This window comes from Bradyrhizobium sp. WCU1 (assembly GCF_053474805.1).
Genome location: NZ_CM130280.1, coordinates 1,294,816 through 1,307,864, shown reverse-complemented (window position 1 = coordinate 1,307,864; position 13,049 = coordinate 1,294,816). Strand labels below are relative to the sequence as shown.

12 protein-coding genes are annotated in these 13,049 nt (G+C 64.8%); 2 read left to right on the top strand and 10 right to left on the bottom strand.

Annotation, left to right across the window (positions count from 1 at the left end; all coding sequences use genetic code 11):
- Nucleotides 1-38: 38 nt before the first annotated feature.
- Nucleotides 39-1,235 (bottom strand): amidohydrolase family protein, encoded by a 1,197-nt coding sequence (locus ACTUWL_RS05940; RefSeq protein WP_021080740.1) that lies wholly within the window; start codon nucleotides 1,233-1,235, stop codon nucleotides 39-41.
- Between the two features lie 169 nt (nucleotides 1,236-1,404).
- Here ACTUWL_RS05940 and ACTUWL_RS05935 point away from each other — a divergent pair, with 169 nt between their 5' ends.
- On the top strand, nucleotides 1,405-2,178 hold the full coding sequence (locus ACTUWL_RS05935) for a ferredoxin--NADP reductase (protein WP_021080741.1): 774 nt from the start codon (nucleotides 1,405-1,407) through the stop codon (nucleotides 2,176-2,178).
- Nucleotides 2,179-2,327: 149 nt separating this feature from the next.
- Here the strand turns inward: ACTUWL_RS05935 and soxA are convergent, their stop codons facing one another.
- The 9 genes from soxA to ACTUWL_RS05890 all read right to left on the bottom strand — a co-directional run bounded on the left by soxA (nucleotide 2,328) and on the right by ACTUWL_RS05890 (nucleotide 11,088).
- Nucleotides 2,328-3,101, bottom strand: a complete 774-nt coding sequence (gene soxA / locus ACTUWL_RS05930) for a sulfur oxidation c-type cytochrome SoxA (protein ID WP_021080742.1) — start codon at nucleotides 3,099-3,101, stop codon at nucleotides 2,328-2,330.
- Nucleotides 3,098-3,418, bottom strand: a complete 321-nt coding sequence (soxZ, locus tag ACTUWL_RS05925; protein ID WP_021080743.1) for a thiosulfate oxidation carrier complex protein SoxZ — start codon at nucleotides 3,416-3,418, stop codon at nucleotides 3,098-3,100. The genes soxA and soxZ overlap by 4 nt, the downstream gene beginning before the upstream one ends.
- Complete coding sequence (locus ACTUWL_RS05920) at nucleotides 3,418-3,879, bottom strand: SoxY-related AACIE arm protein (protein WP_021080744.1); 462 nt, start codon at nucleotides 3,877-3,879, stop codon at nucleotides 3,418-3,420. The genes soxZ and ACTUWL_RS05920 overlap by 1 nt, the downstream gene beginning before the upstream one ends.
- Before the next feature lie 8 nt (nucleotides 3,880-3,887).
- The gene (gene soxX, locus ACTUWL_RS05915) at nucleotides 3,888-4,316 is read right to left on the bottom strand and encodes a sulfur oxidation c-type cytochrome SoxX (protein WP_035652501.1); all 429 of its coding nucleotides are present in this window, start codon (nucleotides 4,314-4,316) and stop codon (nucleotides 3,888-3,890) included.
- Nucleotides 4,317-4,329: 13 nt separating this feature from the next.
- Complete coding sequence (locus ACTUWL_RS05910; protein WP_021080746.1) at nucleotides 4,330-5,601, bottom strand: NAD(P)/FAD-dependent oxidoreductase; 1,272 nt, start codon at nucleotides 5,599-5,601, stop codon at nucleotides 4,330-4,332.
- A gap of 57 nt (nucleotides 5,602-5,658) precedes the next feature.
- Nucleotides 5,659-7,851, bottom strand: a complete 2,193-nt coding sequence (locus tag ACTUWL_RS05905) for a xanthine dehydrogenase family protein molybdopterin-binding subunit (protein ID WP_021080747.1) — start codon at nucleotides 7,849-7,851, stop codon at nucleotides 5,659-5,661.
- A gap of 10 nt (nucleotides 7,852-7,861) precedes the next feature.
- The gene (locus ACTUWL_RS05900) at nucleotides 7,862-8,311 is read right to left on the bottom strand and encodes a (2Fe-2S)-binding protein (protein WP_021080748.1); all 450 of its coding nucleotides are present in this window, start codon (nucleotides 8,309-8,311) and stop codon (nucleotides 7,862-7,864) included.
- 154 nt (nucleotides 8,312-8,465) lie between these two features.
- Nucleotides 8,466-9,863 carry an MFS transporter gene (locus tag ACTUWL_RS05895; RefSeq protein WP_035652504.1) on the bottom strand — a complete coding sequence of 466 codons (1,398 nt, stop codon included), beginning with the start codon at nucleotides 9,861-9,863 and terminating at the stop codon, nucleotides 8,466-8,468.
- A 436-nt stretch (nucleotides 9,864-10,299) separates the two neighbouring features.
- Nucleotides 10,300-11,088 (bottom strand): IclR family transcriptional regulator, encoded by a 789-nt coding sequence (locus ACTUWL_RS05890; protein ID WP_021080750.1) that lies wholly within the window; start codon nucleotides 11,086-11,088, stop codon nucleotides 10,300-10,302.
- Between the two features lie 124 nt (nucleotides 11,089-11,212).
- Here ACTUWL_RS05890 and ACTUWL_RS05885 point away from each other — a divergent pair, with 124 nt between their 5' ends.
- Nucleotides 11,213-13,033 carry a flavin-containing monooxygenase gene (locus ACTUWL_RS05885; protein ID WP_021080751.1) on the top strand — a complete coding sequence of 607 codons (1,821 nt, stop codon included), beginning with the start codon at nucleotides 11,213-11,215 and terminating at the stop codon, nucleotides 13,031-13,033.
- Nucleotides 13,034-13,049 lie beyond the last annotated feature (16 nt).

Sequence of the window (13,049 nt, the reverse complement as noted above, 5' to 3'; positions counted from 1 at the left end):
GCTTCGTCGCTTCGCTCCTCGCAATGACGACAGCGTGCCTACTTCGCCACGATCTCCGGCACCTTGCCCGCGGGCGGGGTGTTGCGGCTGCGCTGGGTGCGGACGATGCCGTCGATGATGGTCATGCCGATGCCGGGGAGGTCGCCGAGCTGAACGCTCTCCAGGATGTTCTTGCCCGGTGAATGCTGCGCCTTGTCCATCAGCACGAAATCGGCGGAGCGGCCGACCTCGATCAGGCCGCAATCGAGCTCGCGCATCCGCGCGGTGTTGCCGGTCGCAAGGCAGAACGCCAGCTCGGCGGGCAGCTCGCCGAGCGAGGACAACAGCGAGACCATGCGCAGGATGCCGAGCGGCTGTACGCCGGAGCCCGCCGGCGCATCGGTGCCGAGGATGACGCGGTGCAGGTCGCCCATCTCGCGCGCGGTGCGCAGCGTGAACAGCGCCGAGCGCTCATTGCCGTTGTGCACCAGCTCGAGGCCGCGCTTGCAACCCTCGCAGATGCAGCGGATCTGGTCGTCGGGCAGTGCGGTGTGGCCGCCATTGATGTGACCGACCACGTCGGTGTCGGCCTCCAGCACCACGTCCTTGTCGATCAGGCCCGATCCCGGTATCGACGGGCCGCCGGTGTGGATCGTGCTCTGGATGCCGTATTTGCGCGCCCAGCCGACCATTTTCCGGGCGGTGGGGCCGTCCTTCACGCCACCGAGCCCGACCTCGCCGAGCAGCTTAACGCCGGCGGCGGCCATCTCCTTGAAATCGTCCTCTACCATCTCGCATTCGATCACGGGCGCGCCAGCATGCACCTTCACACCGCCGGGCCGCAACGTCCAGAACGCGCGCTGCGCGAAGATCGCCATCGCCTTGACGCCGACCACGTCGCGCGGCCGGCCGGGCATGTGTACCTCGCCGGCGGAGATCATGGTGGTGACGCCGCCATGCAGATAGCTGTCGATCCAGTTGATCTGGTTCTGCCGCGGCGTCCAGTCGCCGGCGACCGGATGGACGTGGCTGTCGATCAGGCCGGGTGCGACCGTCGTTCCCATGGCATCGACGATCGTGGTGGCGCCTTCGGTATCGACGTCCTTGAAGCGGCCGATCGCTGATATCTTGCCGTTCTCGGCGACGATGGTATCGGCGTCCAGAATCGGCTTCTCCAGCGCTCCCGACAGCAACAGCCCGATATTGCGGATCACCAGCTTGCTGGGGCCGGTGGCCTGGGGCGCGTCGTGAGCCATGGGTGTTTTCCTTCTGTTTCTGCCGAATTGCCCGGGAATTTGAGCCCGGCTTGACTTTTGGATCAAGCCGGATTATTCATTCGTATACGAATGATCGTATACAAACGATCCGGCCGGTCAACAGGGTTCAAGTCCTTCCCCGCCGCAGCACAAATCAGGGATTGGTGCGATGAGCAATTTCAACCGGGAAAGCGTCCTCAGCGTTCATCACTGGACCGACACGCTGTTCTCGTTCAAGACCACGCGCAATTCGTCGTTCCGCTTCCGCAACGGCGAGTTCACCATGATCGGGCTCAAGGTCGGCGAGAAGCCGCTGCTGCGCGCCTACAGCGTCGCCAGCGCGAATTACGAGGACACGCTGGAATTCTTCTCGATCAAGGTTCCGGACGGCCCGCTCACCTCGCGTCTCCAGCACCTCAAGGAGGGCGACGAGATCATCGTCAGCCGCAAGGCTACCGGCACGCTTGTCATCGACAATCTCGAGGACGGCCGCAATCTCTATCTGATCGGCACCGGCACCGGCCTCGCGCCGTTCCTCAGCGTGATCAAGGATCCCGAGACCTATGATCGCTTCGAGAGGGTCGTGCTGCTGCACGGCTGTCGCCGCGTCAAGGAGCTCGCCTATGGCGAGATGATCACCGAGACGCTGCCGCAGGACGAACTGATCGGCGATCTGGTGCGCGACCAGCTGATCTATTACCCGACCGTGACGCGCGATCCGTTCCGCAACCGCGGTCGCATCACCGACCTCATCACCTCGGGCAAGCTGTTCGCCGATATCGGGCTGCCGGCGCTCGATGCCGCGCATGACCGCGTCATGATCTGCGGCTCGCCGGCGCTGGTCGCCGACACCCGCACGATGCTGAACGGCCGTGGCTTCGCCGAGGGCAATCACGGCGAGCCCGCCCAATTCGTGGTCGAGAAAGCGTTCGCAGAGCGTTGATCTTCGCAGTGATCCCTAGCCCCGTCATTGCGAAGGGTTCGCGACAAGATTGCACAGCAATCTTGCGCTGAAGCGACGAAGCAACCCATCTTCCGGTACAGCCGGGAGCAATGGGTTGCTTCGCGTCGTTTCCGGTGATGCGGTTAGCGTTACGGCCTGACGGCCGGCGTCTCCACCGGCATGCCGCGCGCCCGTGTCATCAGATAGAGCTCGAGCTCGACCAGCTCCGGCGAGCCGTAATCATAGGCCTGTGCCCGGATGCCGGTGATGCAGGCGCGCAGCCGGCGCTGCAGCGATCCGAGCGACTGCCATTCCAGCCGGTAGAGCGGATAGCCGGTCGGTTGTCCCTGCGTGATCGCGCTCCCCGCGAGCTTCTTGTCCCAATTGTCGTCGTGACAGTTGGCGCAGGCCAGGTTGAGCTGGCCCTGCCGCTGCACGAACAGCGCGTGGCCCTTCTCGACGAACGGCGTCAGCTCCGGATCGTCGCCGGCTGCGATCGGCTCGCCGCGCGATTGCTGCGCGACATAGGCCGTCAGTGCCAACAGCTCCCGGCTTTCGTAGGCGAAGGGCGAGGCCTGCTGGTGATTGGCACGACAGAGGTTGATCCGCCCTTCGAGGTCGACCGGCCGTCCCAGTGCCTTCTCGAACGCGGGATAACGCGCAGCGATACCCTTCATGGTGACGCGCGCATCGCTGTGGCAGTCAGCGCAGGCCTTGTCCGCGGTGCCGGCTTTGCGCTTCCACAAGGCCTCGCCGTCGAGCACGGAGAGCATGCCTGGATTGGCGGTGTCCTCGTCCTGCATTGCCCTGGTGTCCGGGCTCATGAAGCTATAGCCGGAGCGGCGCTGGTCCAGCGGAATCTCGGCAGCGAGCGCCGCGCCCGCCAGCGCCGTCAGCAGCGCAATGCAGAGCGCAATCCTCATTCGACCGTGATCGAAGCCTGCGCGGTCTCCGAAAATCCCTTGTCGCCGATCCATTCGAATTCGAACCTGCCGCTCTCGGTCACGGTGGTGAAGAAAGTGATGAACGGATTGGCCGCGATTGCCGGATAAAGGTCGGCGCGGAATACTTCCACGCCGTTGAAGCGGCAAGTGAAGCTCGTGATGATGTCGCGCGGCACCACGTCGCCGGAGGCGGTGTGGCGATAGCCTGTCTCCATGATGTGCGACATCAGCGTCTTGATCTCGATCACGTCGCCGCGCCTGGCCTTCTTCGGCACGTTGATCAGGGCCGACGGCATCAGATCGCCTCCTCGGTGCAGGCGGCGAGCGTCACCACGACGTCGGCGGTCGCGGACCAGAACGTGTCGTCGGACAGCCGCGCGATCGCGGTGACCTTCTGGCTGTCGGCGAGGCGAATGCGGGTCGACACCTGGGCGCGCCCGGCGCGCGGCCCGAGATAGAAATTGCCGATATTCGGCTGCGGGTTCTTCTCGTTGAAGACGTAGATGCTCTTCACATATGCCTCCGCCGTCATCGGGCCTTCGACGCTGACCGTCATCGGGACGGTGTTGCCGTTCTCGACCAGCGGCGGAATATCGAGCCTGACCTTGCCGGTCCGCACGTTGGCCTCGCCGACGATGTTGCGTATCGCCGCCGACTGCATCGCCGGTGTGGCGGCCACGGGACGGACGATGACCATCACGGCAGCACCGCCGGTAAGGCTCAGAAACGTTCGCCTGGTTTGATTCGAATCCACCATGCTTGATCCTAGTTCCGCAACGTTACCAGATAGGCCACGATATCCTCGATCTGCTCCGCCGACAGGATAGGCTTGCCGCGCCATGAATTGCCGACCCGTGTGAGACCGTCGACGCGATAATAGGACGGCATGATCGTCGCCGCATCGAGGTGCGACGCATCGACCAGCCGCAGCCGCAATTGTGTTTCCGACCAACGCGCGCCGCTTCCGGAGAGGTTCGGCGCGAGGTCGCCCTGGAACGCCTGCTCCGGAAATGGGCCGCTGTGGCAGAGGATGCAAGTGGACGAACGCTCGACGATCAGCGCGCGGCCGCGGGTGACGTCACCCTTGGTTCCCGTCAGCGATTGCGGGATGGCATCGCCCACCACGGCGTAAGGCCGTAGCGTCTCGGCGCCGGCAGGCGCGCAGGCCGCGAGCAGTCCGGCGGCGAGGAACATCGCGAGCGCGAGCCTAGCCAAAGGCCTCTCCCGTGATCGCCTTGAACCAGTCGACCGCCTGATCGGCCTCGTGCTGACGGAGCTCGCGCGGCGCTTCGACCGGGCTCGTGGTCACCTCGGCCTCGGCGTACTGATCGTCCTTCGGCTGATAGATGCCCTTCAACGAGAATGCGTAGCCGGGAGCCACGGTGTTGTAGCAGGCGCCATCGAGCCGTGGCGTGTCCGGCGCCTTGCCGGCCAGTGAATTCACGATCGCTGCCGCACAGGCGCGGCCTTGCGCTGCCGCGGCGGAGGCGGATTTTGGAATCCCGCCGGCGATTGCGGCATCGCCGATGACGTGGATATTTGGCACGAGTTTTGAGGCAAAGCTCACCGGATCGATCGGGCACCAGCCGGTGTGATCAGCCGCGCCGGCGATCTCGGCGATGCGACCGGCGCGCTGCGGCGGGATCACGTTGGCGACCGCCGCGGTGTAATTGCCGAAATCGGTGACGATCTCGTTGGTGGCCGGATTGACCGACGTGACGCGCCCGCCCTGCGACAGCGCGATCCGTTCGATCATGCCGGGATAGAGTTCGGCCCAGGCTTTCTCGAACAGTTTCTGCTGCGAGTAATTGTCCTTGGCGTCGAGCACCAGGATTTTCGACTTCGGCTTGTTCGCCTTCAGGTAATGCGCGATCAGGCTGGCGCGCTCGTAAGGCGCCGGCGGGCAGCGCAGCGGTGCGGCCGGCACCGCGATCACGACGAGGCCGCCGTCGTCCATCGCCTCGAGCTGCCGGCGCAGCAGCACCGTCTGCTCGCCGGCTTTCCAGGCGTGCGGCATCTTTTCGGCGTTGGCCTCGTCATAGCCGGGCAGGGCATCGAAGTGCATGTCGATGCCGGGGGCCAGCACAAGCCGATCGTAGGGGAGCGTCGTGCCATCAGCGAGTGCAATGCCGCGCGCCTGCGCGTCGATCTTGGTGGCCGCCTGAGCGGCGACCGTGATGCCGTCAGCCGCGACCTTGTCGTAGGTGAATTGCTGTGCGGTGAGTTCGCGCAGGCCGGCGATCACTTCATTGCTGAACGGGCACGCGGTAAAAGTCTTGTTCGGTTCGATCAACGTGACCTGGAGTTTTGCGTCGCGCCGCCGCAGCGCCCGCGCGCAGGCCGTTCCGCCGAAGCCGCCGCCGATTACCGCGATGCGCGGCGCTGCTTGCGCCAGCGACGGACGCGCCAATGCCGCCGCCGCGACGGCAGCGACGCCACGGATCACATCCCTGCGCGTCTGATGACGCGAGACGGCCATGCACGACAATCCGGAATAAGGAAGCGGCGGCCGCTCAGGCCGCCGCTTCGGGTTTGATCAGGCGAAGGAGATGTTCTGGTTGCGCAGCGGGAAAGAGCGGATGCGCTTTCCGGTCGCGGCGAAATAGGCGTTGAGCACCGCCGGCGCCGCAACGCCGATGGTCGGCTCGCCGACGCCACCCCAGAACCCGCCGCTCGGCACCATCACAGCTTCGACCTTCGGCATTTCGTTGATGCGCATTGAGTTGTAGGTGTCGAAATTGGTCTGCTCGATGCGGCCGTCCTTCACGGTGCAGCCGCCGTAGAACAGCGCGCTGAGACCATAGACGAAGGAGCCCGCGATCTGCCGCTCCACCTGCGCCGGATTGACGACATAGCCGGGATCGGTGGAGGCGACGATGCGATGCACCTTGATCTTGCTGCCGTCGGTCACCGAGATCTCGGCGGCGCCGGCAACATAGCTGCCATAGCCCATCACCTGCGCGATGCCGCGATAAACGCCCTGCGGCGCCGGCGTGCCCCAGCCGATCTTCTCAGCGACCGCATTGAGCACGGCAAGATGCTTGGGATTCTTGCCCATCAGCTTGCGCCGGAATTCGAGCGGGTCCTGGCCGACAGCCTGGGCAAGCTCGTCCATGAAGCATTCCATGTAGATCGCGTTGTGATTGACGTTGACGCCGCGCCAGAAGCCCGGCGGGACGTGCGGATTGCGCATCGAATGCTCGACCAGCAGGTTCGGCACCGAATAGCCGATCGCGGCTTCGCCGGATTGCGCGACGCCCTGGAACGCGGCGGGGTCCATGCCGTTCTGCAGCGCTTCCGGGCGCACCGAGAACAGGATGGATTGGCCGGACAACCGGTAGTGCAGCGCCACCAGGTTGTCGTCGGCATCGAACGCGCCGGTCAGCTTGCACTGCGTGACCGGGTGATATTTGCCGTGCTGCATATCCTCTTCGCGCGACCACAGCAGCTTGATCGGCGTGCCCGGCATCTGCTTGGCGATCGCCACCGCCTGCCGGACATAGTCGGTCATGCCGCGCCGACCGAAGCCGCCGCCGAGCATCAGCTTGTGCACGTCGACCTTCTCGGCGGGCAGGCCGGAGGCCTCGAGCGCTGCGGCGAACGCCGCCTCGCCATTCTGCGTGCCGCACCACACCTCGCATTTGTCAGGCGTGTAGAGCACGGTGGCGTTCATCGGCTCCATCGTGGCGTGGTTCTGGTAGGGGTAGCTGTAGACCGCTTCGACCTTCTTGGCCGCGCTTGCGATCGCTGCCTTGGCATCGCCGTTCTGGTTGCCGACATAGGCCGGCTGCGCATTGTCGAGACCTTCGGCAAGCCACTTCGCGATCGTCTCGCTGGAGACTTTTGCGTTGTCGCCTTCGTCCCAGACGATCGGCAGCGCATCCAGCGCAGTCTTGGCGCGCCACCAGGTGTCGGCGACGACGGCAACAGCGCTGTCGCCGACCGGCACCACCTTCTTGACGCCTTTCATGTTGGCGATCTTGGCTTCGTCAAAACTCTTCACCTTGCCGCCGAACACCGGGCAGTCCTTGATCGCGGCGTTCAGCATGCCCGGCAGCTTGACGTCGATGCCATAGATCATCTTGCCGGTGGTCTTGTCGACGGTATCGAGCCGCTTCAGGCCCTTGCCGGCGATGGTCCAGTCCTTCGGATCCTTCAGCTTGACGTCGGCCGGCGGCTCGAGCCTGGCGGCGGCTTCCGCGACCTTGCCGTAGGTCGTGGTCTTGCCCGACGCCGTGTGGGTGATGACGCCGTTGGAGACCTTGCACTCCGCGGCCGGCACCTTCCACTCATTGGCCGCGGCCTGGATCAGCATCACGCGCGCGGTGGCGCCGCCCTTGCGGACATAGTCCTGCGAGGTGCGGATGCCGCGGCTGCCGCCGGTCGAGAAATCGCCCCAGGCGCGCTTGCGGGCGACGCTCTGGCCGGGCGTCGGATATTCGGTGGTGACCTTCGACCAGTCGCATTCCAGTTCTTCAGCGACAAGCTGAGCGAGGCCGGTCAGCGTGCCCTGACCCATCTCGGAGCGGGCGATGCGGATCACCACGGTATCGTCGGGCCGGATCACGACCCAGGCATTCACTTCAGGCGCGCCATCGGCTGCGCGGACCACGGCTGGGCCGCCGAACGGCAGATCGAGGCCGAGCGCGAGGCCGGCGCCGGCGGTGGCCGTGCCGATCACGAAGGCGCGGCGATTGAGCTTGACGTGCTGGTTGACTTGCAGATTCATGGCTGCTTCCTCACGCGTTCGCGGCAGCATGGATCGCCTCGCGCACCTGCTGGAAGGTGCCGCAGCGGCAGATGTTGGTGATGGCGTCGTTGATGTCATCGTCTGATGGCTTCGGGTTCTCCTTCAGGAGTGCCGCGACGGCCATGATCATGCCGCTCTGGCAATAGCCGCATTGCGGCACGTCGCTGGCGATCCAGGCGAGCTGCACCTTGTGCATCACGCCGCCCGCCGCGAGACCCTCGATCGTGGTGATGTCCTTGCCGGCCACCTCGCCGACCGTGACACCGCAGGAGCGCATCGCGACCCCGTCGACATGCACGGTGCAGGCGCCGCATTGTGCAATGCCGCAGCCGTATTTGGTCCCCGTCAGTCCGACATTCTCTCTGATCGCCCAGAGCAGTGGCGTGTCGTCCTCGACGTCTACCGTGGTTGTCTTGCCGTTGATCTTGAGGTTTGCCATCGCGTTCCCCTGAATGGTCCAATCCTCCGACTGGACTTCAGCGCGATGTTGGCCTCGAAACTGGAACGGTTCAAATCAAGAATATGCGCTTGCAGTGCGGAAGAAAGTTGATGCAGCGGTGTAAGGTCGCGCCTCTGCGCGCGCTACATGCCTGTTATGTCTTTTGCGGTGAGGCGACGGCCAGGCGCAGGAAGCTCATCACGCTGCCGAGTGCGGCGAAGCCTGCGCCCAATGCCAGTGCGACGGTGGCGCCCTCGCGATCGGCCAGGGCAAAACAGAGGGCGGCGAGGGCGGCGCCGATCGTCTGCCCGGTCAGCCGCGCGGTCGCAACGATGCCGCTGGCGCTGCCGCTGCGATGCGACGGCGCACTCGCCATGATCGCCTTCATGTTGGGGGTCTGGAAGAAGCCGAAACCGATGCCGCAGATCATGGTGCGCCAGACGATGTTGGCGACGCTGGGTTCGGCCGGCAGGGTCGCGAGCAGCACCATGCCAAGGCCCAGCAACAGCATGCCGATGCCGCCGAGGATGCCGGCCGGATAGCGATCCGACAGCCGGCCCCCGATCGGCGCCATGAACGCAACCACCAGCGGCCAAGGCGTCATGAAGAAGCCGGTCTCGACCTGCGAGCGATGCAGGATGTCCTCGAAATAGAACGGCAGCGACACGAAGGCGAGGCCCTGCACAGCGAATGAGCAGACTGCGGTCGCGGCCGACAGCGCGAAGATCGGGCGGCGGAACAGGTCGATCGGCAGCATCGGCGCCGGATGATCGGCATGGCGGCGGGTCAGGATCCAGCCGAACAGGATGGCTCCGATCAGCTCGGCGATGACAAGCGATGGCGCGGTCTTGTGGGCGGCACTGCCGATGCCGATGATGAAGAGGCCGAGGCAGGCGCAGGCAAGGGCTGCACCGAGGAAGTCGAAGGCGTGTTTGGCGCGTGGCGTCTTCGGCAGCGTCTTCATGCCGATTAGCAATGCGATGATGCCGAACGGAATGTTGACGGCGAACAGCCACGGCCATGGGCCGAGCGCGAGGATGCCGGAGGCGATGGTCGGTCCCAATGTGAACGCCGTCGCAACGACCAGCGCGTTGTGGCCGAAGCCGCGGCCGAGCATCCGGCTCGGATAGACGAAGCGCACCAGCGCGGTGTTGACGCTCATCAGGCCGCTGGCGCCGAGCCCTTGCAGGGTCCGCGCGACCAGCAGGCTCGGCAGTGACCACGCCAGCGCACAGCCGAGTGACGCCAATGTGAACAGCAGCAGGCCGCCGAGATAGATCCGCTGGTGGCCGACGATTTCACCGAGCGCGCCGAGCGGCAGCAGCGTCGCGACCAGCGCGATCTGATAGACATTGACGACCCAGACCACTTCGGCAGGGCTTACATGCAGATCGCTGGCGATCGCGGGCAGCGCGATGTTGGCGATCGCGGTGTCGAGCGAGGCCATCGCCAGCGCCGTGAAGATCGCGGCCACCGCCCAGCGCCGCCGTTCCCACGGCAATCCATCGGTGATCGGCGCCGCTGCCGCGGTGGTCGGGGTCTTCTCGAGCATGCCTGAAACTGTCTCCGGGACCGCCATGTACTACGCCGGCATCCCGTTCCACAGCCGCAGCATTGCATGATGCATATGCGAAGTCCGCCGTCGTCCTGGCGAACGCCAGGACCCATAATCACGAATGGATGTTGTGAGAGGGATCGTCGCTACAGCGTCGTGCAACAATTGGCAGTCGGGGTAATGGGTCCTGGCTTTCGCCAGGACGACGGCGAGTTTGTTCACGCTCCAATAACAACAACTCGCAGAGATGGATTCTCGTGACGTGAATCGATCGAGCTTTGGATTTCGTTTCGCCCTCTCCACATGTCGTTCCGGGGCGACGCGTTAGCGTGGAACCCGGAATCCGTTCTTCCACGAACCATGCGGCCAAATGGATTCCGGGTTCTCGCCTGCGGCGAGCCCCGGAATGACGAAAGTGGGCATGCGGCGCGCTCTATTCTTCCATCACCAGCGCGCGGATGCTGCGGGCGAGACCGAGGATGCGCGGGCCGCATTCACGCTCGATCTGCTCGGCGCTGAAGCGATAGGAAGGGACGCCGCAATTGACCGACAGGCACTCGCCGCCCGGCGTGCGATAGAGCGGGGCGGCAACGCCGAAGATCTCGCGCCGCCATTCGCCGAGTGAGATGGCAAAGCCGCGCTGGCGGCATAACTCCACATCCGGCAACGTGCGCTTCTGCACGTAATCGAATTCATCTGGGCGCTCGGCCTTGACGCGCGCCACATAGGCGCCGAGCTCCGGCTCGGTGAATAACGACAGCAGAGCGCGTCCGACCGCGGTCGGCGCCAGTGTGCTGACGAAGCCGACGTCGGGCACATGCGGCGCCGTATCCGTCGTGCGCAGCGTCTCGACATAGATGAAGTCGATCCCGAACGGCATTGCGATCGACACCGTGCCGCCGGCATAGGTGGCGAAGTCGCGCATCAGCGGGCGGGCAAGCTGGCGCACCTTCAGCGAGGACAGTACCGGATAGGCGGCGGCGAGCGCGCCGAGCCCGAGCACGAAGCGGCCCTTGGCGTCGCGCCTGAGATAGCCGAGCTGCTCCAGCGTATAGGTCAGCCGCGACACCGTCGGCCGCGACAGGCCGGTGTGCAGCGCAAGCTCGGCATTCGACAGCGAGCCCGGGTGACGGCGGAAGGCCGCGAGCACGTCGAGCCCATGGGCCAGCGTGGTCGCAAAGGACGGATCCGCCTGAATTTCGGCAGGAGAAATCACTGTCATGCAAAATAATGATCTCCGGTTAGCCAATCTGTCAAGATATCGAAATGAATTTGCAAGTCGTGTCGAGATTTGTTTATCTGCCGGGAACAAGGACAAAAAACCGCTGGAACGAGGCGCCCTTCCGATGACGATGACCGAGCAAGCCCGAGACGCAAAGCCCGCCGCGATCGACAAGGAGCGGTTGCGCTCGAAGTACCGCGAGGAGCGCGACAAGCGGCTCCGTCCCGACGGCAATGACCAGTATCTCCAGATCAAGGGCCAGCTCGCGCATTATCTCGAGGATCCCTACACGCCGGTGGTCGAGCGCGCACCGAAGACGGATCACGTCACCTTCGCCTTTATCGGCGGCGGCTTTGCCGGGCTCGCCACTGCGGCGCGGCTGACCGAGGCCGGCGTCAAGGATGTCCGCATCGTCGAGAAGGGCGGCGATTTCGGCGGCACCTGGTACTGGAACCGATATCCCGGCGCGCAGTGTGACACCGCGTCGATGGTCTACATGCCGCTGCTCGAAGAGACCGGCCACATGCCGTCGGAGAAATACGCGCATGCGCCGGAGATCCTGGCGCACTGCCAGCGGATCGGGCGGCAGTTCAATCTCTACGACAATGCGCTGTTTCACACCGAGGTGACGGGCCTCGATTGGGACGCCGCGCAATCGCGCTGGATCATCCGTACGACGCGGGGCGACACCTTCACCGCGCAATATGTCGGCATCGGCACCGGCCCGCTGCATGTGCCGAAGCTGCCCGGCATTGCCGGCATCGAGCGCTTCAAGGGCCACTCGTTCCATACCAGCCGCTGGGATTACGACTACACCGGCGGCGATCCCCGGGGCGCGCTGATGGACAAGCTTGCCGACAAGCGCGTCGGCATCATCGGCACCGGCGCAACGTCGGTGCAATGCATTCCGCACCTCGCGCGTGCCTGCAAGGAGCTCTACGTATTCCAGCGCACGCCGTCTTCGGTCGACGTGCGCGGCAACGGCCCGATCGATCCCGCCTGGTTTGCCGATATCGCAACCCCGGGCTGGCAACAGCGCTGGCTGGAGAACTTCACCGCCAACCAGGCCGGCGGATCGGCCGAAGAGGATCTGGTGCAGGACGGCTGGACCGACCTGTCGAAGCGGATCCGCGCCAAGATCATGCTGCTGCCGCGCGAGCAGCGCAGCGTGGAAAACATGCGGGCGGCGTTCGAGGATTCCGACTTCGAGAAGATGGAGGAGATCCGCAACCGGGTCGACACCATCGTCCGCGATCCCGAGACGGCCAGGAATCTCAAGGCCTGGTACGGCCAGCTCTGCAAGCGGCCATGCTTCCACGATGCCTATCTGCAGGCGTTCAACACCCCGGGCACCCATCTGGTCGATACCGACGGCAAGGGCGTCGAGGAGATCACCGAGAACGGGATCGTCGTCGCCGGCAAGGAATACAAGCTCGACTGCATCATCTACGCGTCGGGTTTCGAAGTCGGCACCGAATACAAGCGGCGGGCGGGATTCGACGCGACGGGCCGCGACGGCATCAAGTTGTCGGATTATTGGGGCGAGGGCATGCGCACCAAGCACGGCATCCACGTCCATGGCTTCCCCAACCTGTTCTTCGTGCAACCAACGCAGGGCGCCAATCTGATCTCCAACGTGCCGCACAATCTGACCGAAGCCGCGCGCACCATCGCCCTGATGGTCGGACACGCACAGGCCAATGGCTTCAGGGAAATCGAAGTCAGCAAGGACGCCGAGGACCGCTGGGTCGAGTTGCTGCTGACCGCGGTCGGCCGGATGATCGGCGGCCCCGATTGCACGCCCGGCTATTACAACAATGAGGGACGCGAGCCCGGGCCTGCGGCCAAGCTCAATGTCGGTTATCCGGCGGGCGCGCTGGCCTATTTCAAATATATCGACGAGTGGCGCAGCAGCGGCCAGTTCGAAGGCGTGCAATTCCGCTGAGTGAAGCACGGCCGGG